Genomic DNA, 17,231 nt, shown 5'->3' with positions numbered 1-17,231 from the left:
AAATGATCCACCATCGAGTCATGTGGCTGACCCAGCCGATCCGCCGCCGCCGCGCCCGGTCGAACCGGACGCGGCGGACTGCTGCGGCGAAGGCTGCGTGCCCTGCGTGTTCGACACCTATGAGCAGGCGCTTGAGCGTTATCGGGTGGCGCTGGCTGCGTGGCATGCGCGGCACGCTGGACATCCGTAGAAGGCGCCAGCGCTGCGGGCAGCACTGAACTACACTGCGCCGATCTCTTTCCGCGCATTCCAGGAATTCCCATGTCGCACGCCATGCACACCAGTTCGGTCCCCGTGTTCCGCCAGATGCTCGGCGGGCTCGATGCCATTCTCGCCAAAGCCGAGAAGCATATGGTGGCCAGGAGCATCGAGCCGGCGGCGCTGACCCAGGCGCGGCTGTTTCCGGATATGTTTCCGTTGGCCAAGCAAGTGCAGATCGCCTGCGATTTCGCGCGTGGCGTCTCGGCTCGTTTGGCCGGTGTCGAGGTGCCGAAGATGGAAGAGGGCGAGCCGACGTTCGACGGGTTGCATGCCCTGATTGCGAGAACGATCGGTTTTATCGATGGCCTGAGCTCAGCATCGTTCGACGACGCGGCCGTACGCGAAATCGTCACCCGGCCGGGTACGCCCAAAGAGCGCCATTTCAGCGGGCAGAGCTATCTGCTGAGCTATGGCCTGCCGCAATTTTTCTTCCATGTGACCACGGCCTACGCGATCCTGCGCCACAACGGTCTGGAGATCGGCAAGCGCGATTACATGGGCGAGTACTGAGTCGAAAGCGGTAGCAAGAGCGAAACCTCGTATCGGAGCTTGCACGTGATGCGTGCAAGCCGGGTGACTGCAGCAGCCTGAACCGAAGGACCGATGCAGCCACCGTCAGGAAGCGTGCGCGATTACTTGGCGTTCTTCTTCTTTTCCTGCTTGGCCAGCTTCTTTTCCTTCATGGTTTTTTCCGGCTTTTTCTTGTCGCTCTTTTTCGAATCCAGACCCTTGCTCATGCTGCTCTCCGCGGTGTGGTGGTGGGACGGTCGGCACTGCTGACATCGCTGCACGCGTTTCGGTGTCTGAAAGCGTCGTTGCAGCGTGCGAAAGTCTACGCTAGATACGTTCGTGCGGCGCCAGATATCGCCACTGGCCGGGCGGCAACTTGGCCAGCGAAATGCGGCCGACGCGCAAGCGCTTCATCGCCAGCACCTTCAGCCCGACCGCGTGGCACATCGGCTCGATCTGGGTGGGCTGCAGCACCTTGAACGCAAACCGCAGCCGCTGTTCGCTCTGCCAGCTGACCTTGATCGGCGGCATGGCGTAATTGTTGAAGTGCAGGCCGTGGTTGAGCAGGGCCAGTCCGTTGGCGATCAGCTCGCCGCTCACGTCGACCACAAACTCCTGCTCGACCCGATCGACGTCCTCGGTGAGCTTGCGCGTCACTCGCCAATCCTGGGTAAAAATCATCAGGCCGGTGGCCGCGGTCGGCAGCGGGAGTGGCGAGTTCAGCCGCTGCAGGTGACGCTTCAGCGGGCGCACGCCGGAGGCATCGTCGGCCCATCGCGTTTCCGGGACGACCAGCGCGCTGGCCGGATTCGGGCCGTCACCGGCGTCGTAGCCGACCGGCTTATGCAGCACCAGAGTGGCCGGTTCGGTGGCGATCAGCTGCGCGCCGGGGTCCAGTTCGACCGTTTGCGTATCGACCATGAACTGCGGTGTTTCCACCACTACGCCATCGACGCGTACCCAGCCGCCCTCGATGTACTGCTCGGCCTCGCGCCGGGAACACTGGGCAAGGGCAACGACGCGTTTGGCGAGGCGAACCGGTTCAGTCATCGAGATGCCGTGCAGGAGAGAGCGGCCATTGTAGGCGGGGTTCGGCGCTGTGGCTGCCCGATATCCCGCGGCCGGGTCGAAAGCCGTTGCCAATCGCGGCAACCGTCCCCAAATCATTGTCCATAGCTACCGCGAGAACTCCCATGATTCCTTTTTCGATACTCGACCTGGCGCCCGTCACCGAAGGCAGCGACCCGGCGCAGGCTTTCCGCAACACGCTGGACCTGGCGCAGAACGCCGAACGACTGGGTTACCGCCGCTACTGGCTGGCCGAACACCACAATATGGTGGGTATTGCCAGCGCCGCCACGGCCGTGCTGATCGGCTATGTAGCCGGCGGTACGTCGAAAATTCGGGTGGGCTCGGGCGGCATCATGCTGCCGAATCATGCTCCGCTGCAGGTGGCCGAACAGTTCGGCACGCTGGCGTCGCTGTACCCGGGGCGTATCGATCTCGGGTTGGGCCGAGCGCCGGGCACCGATCAGCCCACCGCCAAGGCGCTGCGCCGCTATTTCGACAGCGCCGACGCGTTTCCGCACGACGTGATGGAGCTGCTGGGTTACTTCGAGCCGGTGAAGCCGGGCCAGCCGGTGCGCGCCGTACCGGGCGCCGGGCTCGACGTGCCGGTGTGGCTGCTGGGTTCCAGCCTGTTCAGCGCGACGTTGTCGGCGCGCCGTGGCCTGCCGTTCGCCTTTGCCTCGCATTTCGCCCCCGACGCGATGGACGAGGCGCTGGCGCTGTATCGCCGCGACTTCCGCCCGTCGGCCCGGCTGCAGCAGCCTTACGCCATGCTCGGCGTCAACGTGGTGGCCGCCGAAAGCGATGCGCAAGCGCGCCGGCTTTTCACCACCCAGCAGCAGAGTTTCATCAACCTGCGGCGAGGCAAACCCGGTCTTATTCCACCGCCGATCGACAACATCGAGTCGTATGCCTCGCCGATGGAGCGCCACGGCGTCGATCACGCGCTGGCCTGCGCGGTCATTGGCGACGCCGATACGGTGGAAGCGGGCCTCGAGGCCTTTATCGAGCGGCACAAGCCGGACGAGTTGCTGATCACCGCCAACGTGTTCGAGCACGCGGCGCGGCGACGCTCGTTCGAAATTGCCGCCGGCGTGCGTGACCGGCTCGGCGCGGCCAGCCTGCAGGCAAGTTAAAGCGCTCAAGTGTGGGAAATAACCGAGTTGGCCCACGGATCGGCCATAATCGCGGTTATTCCACGAATTGCCGAAGCTTTTCCACGCATGAAGACACCCAAGGGCCTGCAGGATCTGATCGACGAAGGCGTTATCGACCAGGTACTGCGACCGCTGAAGAGCGGCAAAGAAGCTTCCGTCTATGTGGTGCGCTCGGGCGACGACGTCCGCTGTGCCAAGGTCTACAAGGACATGGCGCAGCGCAGCTTCCAGGCCCGCGTGCAGTATCAGGAAGGCCGCAAGGTGCGCGGCAGCCGCCAGGCCCGCGCCATGGGCAAGGCCACCAAGTTCGGCCGCAAGGAGGCCGAGGCGGCCTGGAAAAACGCCGAGGTCGACGCGCTCTACGCGCTCACCGCCGCCGGCGTGCGCGTGCCCAAACCGTACGGCTATTTCAACGGCGTGCTGGTGATGGAGCTGGTCACCGATGCGGAAGGCTATTCCGCGCCGCGCCTGGGCGAAGTGGAGCTGTCGGCAGACACCGCGCGCGACTACCACCGCTTTCTGATGCAGCAGGTGGCGCGAATGCTGTGCGTGGGCCTGATCCACGGCGACCTTTCCGAATACAACGTGCTGGTCGGGCCGGAAGGTCCGGTCATCATCGACCTGCCGCAGGTCGTCAGCGCCTCCGGCAACAACGCCGCGCGCACCATGCTTCGCCGCGACGTCGGCAACATCACCATCAGCCTGTCACGCTTCGCACCCGAGCTGCTGGACAGCTACTACGCCGAAGAAATGTGGGCGCTGTTCGAGCTCGGTGAACTGCACCCCGACACCGAGCTCACCGGCCACTTCGAATTCGACGAAACCATCGCTGACGTCGACAGCGTGATGCAGTCGATCATCGATGCGCGCGAGGAGGCGATCATTCGCCAGCAGGGCAGGGACGAGGCGGCGCAGGCGGATTGAGGCTGCGCCTGCCGGCGGGTAACTTGGTCGCGACGGCCTGGATCGATCGGAGCCGAATGTCTCGCGGTGGCGTTGCGAGCCGAGTCGGTTGTGCGCGCCCCCGGCAGCTGCTGCCTGCCGAGGAAAAGCGTTCGCGCCTATACGCAATCCGCCGACAGATCCGCACCGGAACGCAGCACGCAGATGGGCAACCGTCGGTGCTTGCCGGCTTGCTCCGATCGGTCCGGCCAGAATGACCGTCACTTGAAAGCGGCTAGGCTTCGGGCTGAAAAAACGTGCCATGATTTGCCTGCCGCCGAAACAACGCGCGGCATGGCATGCCGTAGAGATCGTCTTGTCGATTTGCATGGCAGTCGACTATCGACGCCACGCCCTTTATCGTTTTACCGTTACTGCCGCCTATTGAACCATTCCAAGGGTAACCCGAGCAGGCAAGCTCGTTCGAGAACGGACATCGAATGAGCGGTGGGGCATCCATTGGGTATCTTGCCGAATCCTATCTATTTCGTCGCAGAGACCTGAAGCTATATGTCCGTAGACAGCCAAGAACCAAGCATGCGCCAGATGAATACGCGAGATCGGCTGTTGCACGCAGCCGAAGCGTCATTTATCGAGCATGGTTACGAAGCCATGCTGCTGCAGGATGTTACCCGTCGCGCGAAGGCGAATGCGGCTGCCGTGAACTATCATTTCGGCGGCAAAGAGCTGTTGATGCGTGAGGTGCTTTCCATGCGTCTGGACCGCTTGAACTCCGAACGGCTGCAGTTGCTTTCATGCTGCGAGCAGCGTCGTGGCCGGCGGCCGCTGGACGCTACCGAAGTACTTAGCGTGCTGTTCGTGCCGGCGTTGCGGCTCAGTCGCCCGCCGGCCGGTAGTCCGGCTTTCATCAGCCTGCTGGGGCGCGTCTATAGCGACTCCTCGCCGTTTATCCGCGATTATCTGGAAGAACACTACCGACCGATCTTCGAACGTTTCTTCGAGGCGTTTTCGCGAGCCTTGCCCGACATGTCGCGCAGCGAACTCAGCATGCGCTTGCGCTTCAGTCTGCAAGGCCTGGCTGGCCTGCTAGCAGGCCAGCGCGTCGATGAACTGATTGCCGCATTGAGCATGGGGAAGTCGATCGATGAAACCGTGCTGCTGGCGCGCTTGATCGCACTGGTGCAGCCCATGCTTACCGATCCGCTGGGTACGCCGAAGCAGGTGCGCGCCGTGGAGCAGGTCGAGAAACTCGCCCATGTCGCCGCGCAGGCCACCGATGACGCCGCAAAGGCAGCCGTTTCCGTACCGGGCAGGCGCTCGATCAAACGAAAAGCTTCTTAGCCTCGCGTCCATGGTGTCGCGCTTCATGCACGGCTTGCCGGTCCCGCCAGGTTCGGCGCGATGCGCGCAGAGGCAGCCGAAGACGGGCGACTTTGCTGCCGCGATGCCATGAAACCCTTCTGAAGACGGCGCGACAAGTGGCCCGGCAAGACGGTGCCGTTCGAACAGGAGTTTTCCATACGGATCGCGGTCCCTCTTGATTCGGCGGTTTTCGCTGGCGAGCGCAAGTCCATCAGACCGCTCGTCGATCTCCTTGCCGTCGATGGACATGCATTACGGCTCCTGCGCCATAGCCGGGGCGGCAGGAGATGGCTGCGGTGCAGCAAACGATGTCCCTGGAAGCCGGTTGGCAGGCGCTCCCGCCATCCGGAGCGTCGATGCTCATGCCGCTGAAAACTCAAGCCCGCACGTTCATCGCCAGTACTCGGCGACACCTGCCACAAGCCTGCGCGGGCACATGGTGCGTTGCAGATTGACCCGTGCCTGTGCCGGGCTCATTGTAAAACCTCCATTTCAAATGGTGCATTGAAATAATGATTTCAATGCACTCATTGAATTTCGGGGTGCCGAAAAACACCGAGAAAGGTCGACCTGAAATCGATCTGAAACCGATGTTGGGCGGTGGGGTAAGTCAGTGAGCTGAACCAGCGTTTGTGTTGCATCTGGCCATGGAGGCATGGGGCGCATGTTCGTCAATAGGAAAGACATCGGGGTCAGCGGAGCTGATACGCGAAAGCGCTTGTGCGTGCCGCGTGCGGCCGAATCGCGATTCATCCAGCACGGATACGAGGCGAGGTCGCTGCACCAGATCGCCCCAGGCGCGAATCCCAACCCGGTCGCCATCAACCATCACTTCGCCGGCAACGCACTATTGATCGAAGAGATGTTGGCTGCGCGGCTGGACTCTCTCAATCGCGAACGTCTGCGGTCATGCCAGGGAAGCTTTTGCTGCCTTCTGGCTGGCGAAGGCATGGATGCATGGATCGCCGCCATCGGCGCAGGCGAGGCCGCCGATGCAGCCGTACTGCTGGCGCGCCCGGACGCGCTGATCAGTCTGACGCTAACTGCCACGTTGGGTGCCACCGAACGAGTCAGCCTTGTGCGGCAGGTCGTAGAGCAGGCGAGTGCGGCCGCGCTTGCGATCGATGCGCCCGATGTGCCGCCGGGCAACCGGCGCCGGCGACCATCGCCGAAAAACGAGTCGTGGGGTGGCCGGATACGCAGGGAATCGTTTTAAGCCGTTGCCGCTGTCCGGCACCGGGCGGTGCCGTGACATCTCAACCGATGCCGCAAGGCATCGCCTATCAACTGGAGATACAACATGAAAGTGCAATCCAAATCGCTGTTGTTGGCATGCATGTTGGCCGTGGGCTCGATGGGCGCTGCGCCAGCGTTCGCTGCTCATGGCGTTCCTCTGAATACGACGTTCAGCGCTTCGGGAGCGACCAGCCTGACGGCGGGCGGCATAACCGTCGCCTGTACCTCGACTTTTACGCTGGTGAGCGGTGCCAACGTGGCCAATAACACGACGGTGACGCAGGCCGTCTTTACCGGCAGCAATCCCATTTGCGCCTCGCTGACTGCGCAAGGCTTGCCCTGGCAGGTGACTTACAACTCGACCACCGCGGCAACCATTCAGAACGTCAGCATCAGGACGCCACTGACGACTTGCGCCGGCAATGTAAGCGCGGCGATCAACAGCGCCGCCAGCAGCATCACGATCAGCGGCAATGTGGGCTCCGGCTGCACCGCCAGCGGCGTGCTCGCCGTATCGCCTGCATTCCAGGTGATAACTCCCAACTGATGCCTTGAGCGTCTGAGAGTGCAAGGCATGCAGAGGAACGCTCGTCGGTCGTCTGCATGCCGTTTTTCCTGCAACGTTTGCCGACCTGAGAGAACTTTTTAATGGAAAAGATCCGATCATTGCATCGTCATGTCTCCACGCGCCTGGCGACGACCGCGCTGGCCTCGGCGGTAGTTATCGCGTTGTGCGTGCCGACGCATGTGCACGCTGCCGCGTTCCAGCTGCCGGTTTCCAACGCCGCGGGATTCGGCCGCGCCTTTGGCGGCGGCTCGCTGTGGCAGAACGATCCGTCCGCCTCCTACAACAATCCCGCCGCGATGGCGTGGTTCACCTCGCCGGTAGTGCAGGGTAGCTGGATCGGCATCGACATCAGCACCCAGTTCCACGGTTCCATGACCGATCCGTCGGGTGCGCCGTTGCCCGGCAGCAATCCCAACGGCGGGGACCATCTGAACAATGACGGCTCGGCCTTCGCCGTATTGCCGGTCTCGGATCGTTTCGCTCTGGGTTTCGGGCTGGACGTACCTTATGCGCTGGTAACCAAATACAGCCCGGACGCGCGATTTGCCCAGTTCGGCACCATGACAAGCCTCAAGTCGATCGGTCTCAATGTGTCCGGCAGCTTCAAGATCAGCGATACCTTTGCGCTGGGTCTTGGCGTAATCGCCCAGCGTACGCGCGCCCAGCTCAATAACGGGCTCAATCTCGGCGGGACCGCATATGCGTCGGGGGCCACGGGGGGCATTCCCACGCCGCTGGACGAAGTCGCGCAAATCAACGTACGCGTGCACAACTGGTCGGAAGGTTATTTTCTTGGCGGCGAATGGAAGCCAACCGACGATGATTCGCTGGGTGTGAGCTACCACTCGCGCGTGGGCAACCGGCTGACCGGCAGCTATTTTATCTCTTATCCCAACGCTGCCACAGCAGCCGACGCGCAAGGTCTGATCAACGCGATTCCCGTATTGAATGCGATCTTCACAGGCCTGCCCGGATTCGGCGCTTTTCCGTTGCCCGAACTCAACGGAAGCGGCAGCAATTCCCCCGCCTCCGCCGTGCTCAACCTGCCGGCGTTCGTCAATATCGACTATCTGCACCGGTTCAACGATCGCTTCAGCCTGGGCGCTTCCGTGCAATGGACCAACTGGTCCAAATTCCAGACCCTGACGCTGTCCTCGCAGGGGGTCAACTTGATCACGTTGCCCGAGCATTATCGCAACAGTTATTCGTTCAGCCTCGGTGGCGACTACATATTGAACGATCAGTGGACGTTGCGAGGTGGCGTGGCTTACGACGAGACGCCCACGGTAACCGACACGCGCGAGACGCGAGTGCCGGACAATAACCGCAAGGTTCTCGGTCTTGGCGTGGGCTACCAGGCCACCGATCGTCTGAGCTTCGACGCGGCGTATGAGCACCAGTTCGTCAGCAACGCCACGATAAAACAGACCAACCAGGTCGCGCTCGGTGGCGGCACGATTGACGGATATGCCAAGGACAGCGGTGACGTCGTCTCGTTGACGGCCACGTATAAATTCTAGATCGGCCAGCGGGTGAGTTCCCGATCGTGCAGTCGTCTGTTTGCACGAACCCGTCATCCGCGGATGACGTCGGGCAGGCTGCGGGATGGCCGGTGTTTTCATTTCACAGCGGCAACGGACGCTTCTACGCCGGCAGACGATGGCTGGGATGCCTCGTCTGCCGACGACCACGGGTGTTCCATTTTGTGGAAAAGTGGAGGCCATCGACGTCCGGCCCTCCGGTAAAGCCGGACCGTCGTGACCGCGCGCTGCACGCGGTTTGGTCGCGTCCTGCGAACCCATGCCGACAGCAAGGCGCTGGCGGGAGCGCCTCACCGGCAGCGCGTACCGATGCAACAGGTGAGGCCCATGTCCCGGAGGGATCCGATAATGCGCGGCGGCCGATCGTCGACGCCCGTGAGAGGGCGGTCATTCGTCAGCCGCGCACGGGCGAGGCGGTGCAAGCGTAGGCGTTGGGCACGGCGCGACGCAGCGCTGAACCGCTGCGCGCACTTACGCGTAGGGGGTTCCATCCTTGTGCACGAACGTCCACTTGCCGTTGTCCATAAGGGCTTCCAGATCGTCGTCGGGATAACGGACTTCGTCGCCCGCAATTCGGTCGCCGACTTCGAGATACAAAACGTCTTCCGACGTTTCGTTCACCAGACAGTGTCCATCGCCCGTATTCGCCTTGAATCCGGCGCACATGCCAGGGTCGAGCTGCGTCGAACCCACGTCCGTTCTGAGCGTGGGATGCCCTTGCAGAATATAGACGAACTCGTCTTGTCGAGTATGCGCATGACGCAGCGATGAAACGGCATTTGGGCTCAGTCGAGTGAGATTGACGCCGAAATTCGCGAGGCCGAACATGTCGCCGAGCGCGCGCTTCTCACGCCCGGCCATGCGCGATGCGAAAGGCTCGGGGTAATTGGACGGCCGGGTTCTTACTGGCGCGTCGAAGGCCCTTATGGCCGCAGGTTTGGCATCTTCCGACATACCTATCCTTTGTTGTGAAAAACGGAAAAGCACCCGCGCACGAGATTTGGCGGCCGTTTTCCCCCGAGCTTCGCTCGGCGCATCAAGAGCCAACTTTTAGTTCGCTGTCCATCGAACGTAGCCCTACACAAGCACTTGCCGGGCCGCGAGTCATATCAGGCACAAACACGCCCCATCACTGGCCGGCAGGTGGCTGCCAGAGCTCGATCTTGTTGCCTTCCGGATCGATAACCCAGGCGAACTTCCCGTACTCCGAGTCGTCGATCTTCTCGAGCACGTTGCAGCCTTCGTCGCGCAGGGCTTTCACCAGGGCGTATAGATCATCCACGCGATAATTGACCATGAAAGATGCCGTGCTCGGCGCAAACTGATCTCCCTCCGACGAACCGACCGACCAGACGGTTGTCCCAGCCACCGGCTGGCCTTCGTCATCGGTCCAGGGAAAAGCGGTTCCACCCCAAGCCTGGACATCGATGCCGAGATGCTGTTTGTACCAGGCCCGCAGTGCGGGAGCGTCCTTCGCCTTGAAAAAGATGCCGCCAATGCCAGTGACCCGTTTCATGGAACCTCCGCGGTTGGTGGTAATGAGAGGATGCCTTTTTGAGAACTAATGCTTGAATTGAGCAGTGGCGGTTTGCGCCTTGAATGAAGTGTCAGGCCACTCCCTGCCGAAAGCCGCGTCGAATCCAGCGAACGGTGCCGATAAAAACCCAAAATAGAAAAACAGGCATAACGATGTAGGTGATGATTGCGAAGGGATGCGCATTTACGTGAAAAGGAGTATCCCGATTTCCCGTGGTAATTATGTTGAAGAAGGGATTGGGTACGGGTGATACGGCAAACTTTGGTGTGACTGAGGGGTAGGCTGCGGCGACGATCAGGCTTGCAAGCAAGAGCCAAACTGCCCACAAGGCGACAAACAAACGATTCCATCCACTGAGTATCATAAACATCTCCGTGTCAATTAACGTACAAATTCAACGATGAGCCATCAGTGATTCGTACTCCGAAGCAGAACAAACGTTTTGCTTTCCAGTCAAGGACGACAGAGCAACGATCAAGACAGATCTCGATTCTCAGGGCGTCACGTTCAGCAGTTCCACATCGAACACCAGCGAAGCGCCGGGTGGAATGGCGTCGCCGGCGCCATTGTCGCCGTAGCCGAGCGACGCGGGAATCAGCAGGGTACGTTTGCCGCCGACGCGCATGCCGGCGACGCCCTGGTCCCATCCTTCGATGACCTTGCCTTCGCCGAGGGTGAAGGTGAACGGTGTGCCGGTGTCGAGCGAGCTATCGAATTGGCTGCCGTGGTGATCCTTGGCGTTTTTATCGTAGAGCCAGCCGGTGTAGTGCACGACCACGTCCTTGCCGTTCATCGCTACCTTGCCGGTGCCGACTTTCGTATCGATCACGATGAGCTTTTGCACTTCGCCCTGGGCATGCGCCTGCGGCGAGGCGCTGCAGGCGGTGATGACGAACAGGGCGAGCAGGGGCAGCAACCAGCGCATGGATTGATTCCTTGGTGAGTATGGTTGGATGTGAGCGATGGGACCGAGAACGGCTGCATCGGTGCGCCATTGTTCTTGAAAACGAACCGGCGCGGAAGCCGCGCGCTACACGCTCAGCCGACGGTTTCGGCCATACCCATGCGCTGCATCGGATCGATCGTCACCGACTCGGCGTCGTTCATCAGCTGCAGCTGGCCGTCCTGGATCAGTGCCTGCAGGCGCATGCCTCGCTGCAGCAGCGGCAGCAGTTCGGCCACGGTGGCAGCAGGGATATCGAGCACGGTGAGGTTTTTATGGCGCGCCAGCGAAGCGCCGACTTTGCTCCACCAGATATCGGCCGTGTTGCCGCCGTAGTTGATCACCACGACCTGGCGCGAGCGGCCGCATGCCTTGCGGATACGCGCTTCGTCGGGCTGGCCCAGCTCGATCCACAGCTCGATCTCGTCGGTATAGTCCTTGCGCCACAGCGCCGGCTCGTCCTCGTCGCTGACGCCCTTGCCGAATTCCAGTCGGTCTTCGGCATACAGGGCAAAGGCCAGCAGTCGCACCATCAGCCGCTCTTCGGTTTCCGACGGGTGGCGTGCCAGGGTCAGCGCATGGGTGGCGTAGTAGTGCCGATCCATGTCGCTGATCTGCAGTTCGACTTTGTAGATGGTGGCGTTGAGTGCCATGAGCGTGGCCGTCGGAGGTATCCCGCCCATTCTACGCCTCTCGCAGGCCCATCCGCGGTCGCCTGGACGATTCTGGCGATGTCAGCGCTCGTTCACCTGTAGCCCCTTGACCAGCCGATCGAGCTGGCTTTTCATGACTTCCTGCGGTACCGAACCTTCCGCCGCGACGAAAGCGGTGTAGAGCACGGTAGAGGAATCGGTGGGTTCGCCCACCACGGTGGCGATGCGGGTGACGCCGTCCTTGTTGTACGCCACGCTGTCGTCGGGCGGCTGGCGATGCCGAAACTTGTCCCACTGGTTGCGAAAGCCGTCATCGAGATCGTCGGTCGGCGCGATATGCCGATTGACGTTGATGCGCGTGTTTTCGTGGGCATCGGGTCGGGCCTCGACGTCGGCCACTTCCCAGCTCGCCGTGCGGCGATCCTGGCTGGCGCTGTTGACGATGTAGCCGAAACCCAGGTCGAGATAACTGTCTGGATCGATCTTCTGCAGGTCCGGGGTATAGGTGAGGCTGAAGCGCTTGGAGTGGAACGCGAACCGGTGGCCGTAGTCGATGCGCAGATCGATGCCAGAGAAAGCGGCAGGCAGCAGGGCCGTGTTCGTCAGATAGTCCTTCCACTGCGCCAGCGTGCCGCCGTAGGACATGTCGACGAAGTCGCAGGCCGCCTGCACGTCGATCATTGCGGGATGCTGCTGGCTGGCCGGCACCAGGCGGATCATCGAAACATAACCGTCTGGAACCGGCAGCGAAAAGGCGATAGCAATCGCGTTGCCGTAGGCAAGCGGCCACACGCGAACCTGCCAGTGCCGCTGGTAGGTGTCGCTGAAGATCGTCTGCTGAGTGGGCTCGCCCAGCGACGTGACCCGGACCTTCGCCGAACCGATATCGCGGAAAAACGACCAGCTCTTCAGCGTCAGATCCATGAACGTCTTGGCGTGCCCATATAGCTCGCTGGCGGTCAGGTCGTCCGGCTTGCGCAAGTGCATCAATATCAAGTTGCCACCCACGACGCTGGTTTCCACAAAGCCGTTCCTCTGCAGCGATGAACGGCTTGCCTGCGGCCGCGCCATCACCCAAGTGCCGCTGCCGTTGCGTCGAATGATCGCTGGGAAGGTGCGCAAGTCGGCGTTGGCGTGCAGCAGACGATTGGACCCGTCGCCGTTCGGAAACAGCTGATCGGCATGGGCCTCGCTCAGCTTTTTCAGCTGGCCGTCGACAAAGGCATCGCGCAGCGTTAGGTACGTGGCGCTGAAATCGGCGAAGCTCTTTGGCAGGGCGAACTGCTGCTTGAAGGTGTCGGTCTGGGACGTATCGAGAAAGCTGGCCTGATAGGGAAAACGCTTGTCGATCACGGCGAGGTGGCCCGGCGCTTTCAATACCTCGTCGATCGGCAGGGCGTAGTTGAGATTTTCGTTCGGCGATTTCATCAACACGATGCCGATGATCTTGCCGTCCTTGTCCAACAGCGGACCACCGCTGTTGCCGGGCGAGGCGGCGGCGGAGAAGCGCATCCATTTCCAGCGTCCGTCCTGATCTTCCGGCGTGTCGGAGGTATACAGGCCGTCACGAACGATCACGCCGGTGCCCAACGCATTGCCGACTGCGTAAACCACCGTGTTCAATGTGGGCTTGGTATTGATGTCCAGCGCGGTGACTTTGGACGGCTGAGTGGCCAGCGAAAAAACCACGAAGTCCTGGCCCAGCGAAAACTGCGTGATCTTGTCGATGGCATAAACGTGGCCGTCCGCATCGCGTAGTGCCGGTGCGCCCATCAGGCTGCCGACGCCAAGATTGATGACATGCGCCGCCGTCACATAGCGGTTGCCGCCGAGCGCGAAAGCCGTACCGATCGACAGGTATTTGTCGTTGCGAAATTGATACGGCAGCAGATCCAGCGGCAGCGCCTTCTCATACGTGAGCGGGTCGTCGACCGGCTTGGGAATCACCACTTCGAAGGTGGCGGCCTGCACTTTCTGCAGCATCCCAGGATCGAGGCTGGCCGCCAAGCTGGGATGGATGCCGGCGAGTGACAGTGAGAGGACCAGCAGTGTGGCGAGGCCGACGCGAGCGATCCATGGCCTGATAGATGAAGCGGCTTGTTCCCTAAACCTCGATGCCTGCATGGTGAGTCCTTGTTGTTCGCAAAACGGATGCCGAGCCACGTGTCGGCAGGGATGCGTTCGGGCTGAGTCATGCCCGCGTCGAGTCTATTCAAAGCTCACCGCAAATACATATCGGCCTCATTAAGCCATAGTCGAAAGAAGCTGCAGATCGACCTCTAATGCGCACTACACTCACCGGCATGAGCCTGACCACGATCTATGCCCGCGATGCCGACGCCAGCACCGTGCATCTGCCTGCCGGACCGTGGCCGACCGTGCTGGACAGTTTGTGTGCGACTTTTACGTCGATCCCCCGCGAGCAGTGGCTCGATCGCATGGCGCGCGGGCGCGTGCTGGATGCACGCGGTGTCGCCATCACGCCGACGATGTCGCATCCGAGTATGGGATTACGCGTTCATTACTACCGTGAGGTGGTGGATGAAACGTCCATTCCCTTTGCCGAGAACGTGCTGCATGTCGACGAGCATCTTGTGGTGGCCGACAAGCCGCATTTCCTGCCGGTGATACCCAGCGGTGGTTTTGTGGAGCAGACGCTGCTGCGACGACTGATGCGTCGGCTGGACAACCCCGATCTGGTGCCGCTGCATCGGATCGACCGTGCCACCGCGGGGCTGGTGTTGTTTTCGGCCAATCGCACCAGCCGCTCGGCCTATCAGGCGCTGTTTCAGCAGCAGCGCATCGAAAAACGCTATGAGGCGCTGGCGCCGCCCTTGCCCGAGCAAGCTTTTCCATTGACTCGACGCACACGGCTGGTGCGCGGCGAACCGTTTTTCCGCACGCAGGAAGTCGACGGCGAACCGAACAGCGAGACACGTATCGAAGTGATGGCTGCGGTCGAGCGTGGAGATGAGAGTTGGCGCTACGCGCTCTATCCCATTACCGGCAAGAAGCATCAGCTGCGCGTGCATATGGCCGCGCTCGGGGCGCCGATTCTCAACGATCCGTGGTATCCGGTGTTGACTGAGCGGGATATCGATGATTACCAGCGGCCGCTGAAGCTGCTGGCAAAAACGCTGGCGTTTGTCGATCCGCTATCCGGCGAACGGCGAGAGTTCGAGAGTCGCCTGCGCTTGTGAGCGTTCTGCGAGCCGCGCGCGGCCGGCGGCTTTCGACCTCGAAACAACCACGGCGGGCCATTCCACGCTATCTTTCCCCGCAGCATCCGTCCGGGGAGAATCATTCGTGAGTGCACAACTGCCATCCAGCGCCGCGCCGCGCACCGAATTGACCGTTCGCGGCCTGATTATCGGCGTGGTCATCACGCTGGTATTTACCGCGGCCAACGTGTTTTTCGGCCTGAAGGCGGGGCTGACCTTCGCCACGTCGATTCCGGCGGCGGTGATCTCGATGGCGATCCTGCGCGGGTTCAAGAACTCCACGATCCAGGAAAACAATATCGTGCAGACGATTGCCTCGTCGGCGGGCACGCTGTCGGCGATCATCTTCGTATTGCCGGGGCTGGTGATGATCGGCTGGTGGAACGGTTTTCCGTTCTGGGTGACGTTCGGCATCTGCGCGACCGGCGGCATTCTCGGCGTGATGTATACGATCCCGCTGCGCCGCGCGCTGGTGACCGATTCGGACCTGCCGTATCCCGAAGGCGTGGCCTGCGCCGAGGTGCTGAAGGTCGGCGGCGGTGACGATTCCGAATCGTCCGCGGAAGAAAGCAGCAAGGACGGCTTGCTGGCCGTCGCCGCGGGTACGGCGGTATCGGCCGTATTCGCTATCGTGGTGGCGACCAAGATTTTCGCCAGCGACGTGGTGCAGTACTTCCGCATCGGCGATCGCGGTGGCGCCACCGGCTACGACTTCAGCCTGTCGTTCGCCTTGTTGGCGGTCGGCCATCTGGTAGGTCTGTGGGTCGGCGTCGCCATGCTGCTGGGCGCGGCGATCGCCTGGGGCTGGGCGGTGCCGCACTATACGGCGCTGGCGGGAGCAGCCGGTGCCGCGGCCGACGTGGCGCAGGCGGCTTGGAGCCACAAGGTACGCTTTCTCGGCGCCGGCACCATCGGCGTGGCGGCGATCTGGACGCTGGCCAAACTGGTCAAGCCGGTGATCAGCGGGCTCGATTCGGCGATGGCCGCCTCGCGCGTGCGCAAGTCCGGGCAGGGCGCCACGCTGCCACGTACCGAGCAGGACATGCCGATCGGCATCGTTGGCCTGATCAGCCTGATCTGCCTGCTGCCGATCGCGTGGCTGCTGGGCAATTTCGCGGTGACGACGGGACTCGGTTCGCATCTGTGGCTGCTGATCGCGGGCGGCATCGTTTTCGTCGTGGTGATGGGCTTTTTGGTGTCGGCGGTGTGCGGCTACATGGCCGGCCTGATCGGTTCGTCCAATAGCCCGTTGTCGGGCGTCGGCATTCTGGTCGTCATCATCGCCGCGCTGCTGCTGGTAGTGACCGTGCAGTCGCAGCTGCCGGTCAGCGCGGGCAAGGGCATGGTCGCGTTTGCGTTGTTCATCACCTCGGTGGTGTTCTCGGTCGCGACGATCGCCAACAACAATCTGCAGGATCTGAAAACCGGCCAGCTGGTCGATGCCACGCCCTGGAAGCAGCAGGTGGCGCTGGTGATCGGCGTGCTGGTCGGCGCGGCAGTGATTCCGCCGGTGCTCGATCTGTTGAACAAAGCCTACGGCTTTGCCGGCATGGCCGGCGTCGATCCGGCGCGCGCGTTGGCAGCGCCCCAGGCGGGCCTGATCTCGGCGCTGGCGCAGGGCGTGATCCAGGGCAACATCGACTGGAGTCTGATCATTCTCGGCGCGATCATTGGTGTCGCGCTCATCATCGTCGACGCGCTGCTGAGTCGCTTCAGCAAGTCGGCCTCGCTGCCGCCGCTGGCGGTGGGTCTGGGCATCTATCTGCCGATCTCGACCACGTTGATGATCGTGGTCGGCGCGATGGTCGGCTGGTATTTCGACAAGCGCGCCGACCAGACGCCGAAAGCCGAGGCGACCAAGCAGCTCGGTGTGCTGCTGGCCTCGGGCATGATCGTGGGCGAGAGCATCATCGGCGTGATCATTGCCGCGATCGTGGTGTTTTCGGGCAAAGCCACGCCGCTGGGTCTGGTGGGTGACGGGTTCGATACGGCAGCGATCTGGATGGGCGGTATCGCCTTCGTGCTTGTCAATCTGGCGCTGTATCTGTGGGTAGCCAAGCGGGGCCGGAAGTCGGCGCTGGCCTAGGAGCTTGCCGGACTTTAGCTGGCCGGGCTACAAATCCGGCCATGCGGTCCATCTACCGTCGACTCTTGGCCCATAGCACCACGATGGGCCGGCGAATCGCCAAAAATCTGTCCTCGCATGGTCAGATTTTCGCCTCGACCGCCAAAGCCCGACAGGCTCCTAGCATTCCTGTGACGATGGCGAAC

17 protein-coding genes are annotated in these 17,231 nt (G+C 62.0%); 10 read left to right on the top strand and 7 right to left on the bottom strand.

Annotated elements, in window-relative coordinates; translation table 11 throughout:
• The first annotated feature begins 22 nt into the window (after nucleotides 1–22).
• Nucleotides 23–190, top strand: coding sequence for an oxidoreductase-like domain-containing protein (locus HDE76_RS06455; protein WP_343205670.1), 168 nt, complete (start codon nucleotides 23–25; stop codon nucleotides 188–190).
• A 71-nt stretch (nucleotides 191–261) separates the two neighbouring features.
• Complete coding sequence (locus tag HDE76_RS06450; RefSeq protein WP_184506117.1) at nucleotides 262–771, top strand: DUF1993 domain-containing protein; 510 nt, start codon at nucleotides 262–264, stop codon at nucleotides 769–771.
• A 327-nt stretch (nucleotides 772–1,098) separates the two neighbouring features.
• On the opposite strand, the gene HDE76_RS06440 is transcribed toward HDE76_RS06450, so the two are convergent.
• Nucleotides 1,099–1,821: an rRNA pseudouridine synthase gene (locus tag HDE76_RS06440; RefSeq protein ID WP_179479985.1), complete on the bottom strand. Its 723-nt coding sequence runs from the start codon at nucleotides 1,819–1,821 to the stop codon at nucleotides 1,099–1,101.
• A 143-nt stretch (nucleotides 1,822–1,964) separates the two neighbouring features.
• Here HDE76_RS06440 and HDE76_RS06435 point away from each other — a divergent pair, with 143 nt between their 5' ends.
• The 6 genes from HDE76_RS06435 to HDE76_RS06410 all read left to right on the top strand — a co-directional run bounded on the left by HDE76_RS06435 (nucleotide 1,965) and on the right by HDE76_RS06410 (nucleotide 8,585).
• Nucleotides 1,965–2,975 (top strand): LLM class flavin-dependent oxidoreductase, encoded by a 1,011-nt coding sequence (locus HDE76_RS06435; RefSeq protein WP_184506115.1) that lies wholly within the window; start codon nucleotides 1,965–1,967, stop codon nucleotides 2,973–2,975.
• A gap of 87 nt (nucleotides 2,976–3,062) precedes the next feature.
• Nucleotides 3,063–3,920 carry a PA4780 family RIO1-like protein kinase gene (locus HDE76_RS06430; RefSeq protein WP_179479989.1) on the top strand — a complete coding sequence of 286 codons (858 nt, stop codon included), beginning with the start codon at nucleotides 3,063–3,065 and terminating at the stop codon, nucleotides 3,918–3,920.
• Nucleotides 3,921–4,484: 564 nt separating this feature from the next.
• On the top strand, nucleotides 4,485–5,240 hold the full coding sequence (locus HDE76_RS06425; protein WP_255457783.1) for a TetR/AcrR family transcriptional regulator: 756 nt from the start codon (nucleotides 4,485–4,487) through the stop codon (nucleotides 5,238–5,240).
• A 745-nt stretch (nucleotides 5,241–5,985) separates the two neighbouring features.
• On the top strand, nucleotides 5,986–6,477 hold the full coding sequence (locus HDE76_RS06420) for a hypothetical protein (RefSeq protein ID WP_184506113.1): 492 nt from the start codon (nucleotides 5,986–5,988) through the stop codon (nucleotides 6,475–6,477).
• Nucleotides 6,478–6,561: 84 nt separating this feature from the next.
• Nucleotides 6,562–7,044, top strand: a complete 483-nt coding sequence (locus HDE76_RS06415) for a hypothetical protein (protein ID WP_179479994.1) — start codon at nucleotides 6,562–6,564, stop codon at nucleotides 7,042–7,044.
• 101 nt (nucleotides 7,045–7,145) lie between these two features.
• Nucleotides 7,146–8,585, top strand: coding sequence for an outer membrane protein transport protein (locus HDE76_RS06410; protein WP_184506111.1), 1,440 nt, complete (start codon nucleotides 7,146–7,148; stop codon nucleotides 8,583–8,585).
• Nucleotides 8,586–9,077: 492 nt separating this feature from the next.
• On the opposite strand, the gene HDE76_RS06405 is transcribed toward HDE76_RS06410, so the two are convergent.
• The 6 genes from HDE76_RS06405 to HDE76_RS06380 all read right to left on the bottom strand — a co-directional run bounded on the left by HDE76_RS06405 (nucleotide 9,078) and on the right by HDE76_RS06380 (nucleotide 13,863).
• On the bottom strand, nucleotides 9,078–9,560 hold the full coding sequence (locus HDE76_RS06405) for a cupin domain-containing protein (protein ID WP_184506109.1): 483 nt from the start codon (nucleotides 9,558–9,560) through the stop codon (nucleotides 9,078–9,080).
• A 175-nt stretch (nucleotides 9,561–9,735) separates the two neighbouring features.
• Complete coding sequence (locus tag HDE76_RS06400) at nucleotides 9,736–10,122, bottom strand: VOC family protein (protein ID WP_179480000.1); 387 nt, start codon at nucleotides 10,120–10,122, stop codon at nucleotides 9,736–9,738.
• 91 nt (nucleotides 10,123–10,213) lie between these two features.
• Nucleotides 10,214–10,513 (bottom strand): hypothetical protein, encoded by a 300-nt coding sequence (locus tag HDE76_RS06395; protein ID WP_184506107.1) that lies wholly within the window; start codon nucleotides 10,511–10,513, stop codon nucleotides 10,214–10,216.
• Nucleotides 10,514–10,636: 123 nt separating this feature from the next.
• Nucleotides 10,637–11,068, bottom strand: coding sequence for an FKBP-type peptidyl-prolyl cis-trans isomerase (locus tag HDE76_RS06390; RefSeq protein ID WP_184506105.1), 432 nt, complete (start codon nucleotides 11,066–11,068; stop codon nucleotides 10,637–10,639).
• Between the two features lie 113 nt (nucleotides 11,069–11,181).
• Nucleotides 11,182–11,739, bottom strand: a complete 558-nt coding sequence (locus tag HDE76_RS06385) for a YaeQ family protein (RefSeq protein WP_184506103.1) — start codon at nucleotides 11,737–11,739, stop codon at nucleotides 11,182–11,184.
• An 81-nt stretch (nucleotides 11,740–11,820) separates the two neighbouring features.
• Nucleotides 11,821–13,863 (bottom strand): serine protease, encoded by a 2,043-nt coding sequence (locus HDE76_RS06380; RefSeq protein WP_184506101.1) that lies wholly within the window; start codon nucleotides 13,861–13,863, stop codon nucleotides 11,821–11,823.
• 158 nt (nucleotides 13,864–14,021) lie between these two features.
• Between HDE76_RS06380 and HDE76_RS06375 the strand changes: the two genes are divergently transcribed.
• Both HDE76_RS06375 and HDE76_RS06370 read left to right on the top strand, forming a co-directional pair.
• The gene (locus tag HDE76_RS06375; protein WP_255481454.1) at nucleotides 14,022–14,939 is read left to right on the top strand and encodes a pseudouridine synthase; all 918 of its coding nucleotides are present in this window, start codon (nucleotides 14,022–14,024) and stop codon (nucleotides 14,937–14,939) included.
• A gap of 106 nt (nucleotides 14,940–15,045) precedes the next feature.
• A complete protein-coding gene (locus HDE76_RS06370) occupies nucleotides 15,046–17,046 on the top strand; it encodes an oligopeptide transporter, OPT family (RefSeq protein ID WP_184506099.1) in 2,001 nt (666 codons plus the stop codon).
• The last annotated feature ends 185 nt before the right edge of the window (nucleotides 17,047–17,231 follow it).

Origin of the sequence: Rhodanobacter sp. ANJX3 (genome assembly GCF_014200755.1) — a bacterium.
Classification (GTDB): domain Bacteria; phylum Pseudomonadota; class Gammaproteobacteria; order Xanthomonadales; family Rhodanobacteraceae; genus Rhodanobacter.
Note: the sequence above shows the minus strand (reverse complement) of the source record. Positions and strands in the feature narration are given on the sequence as shown.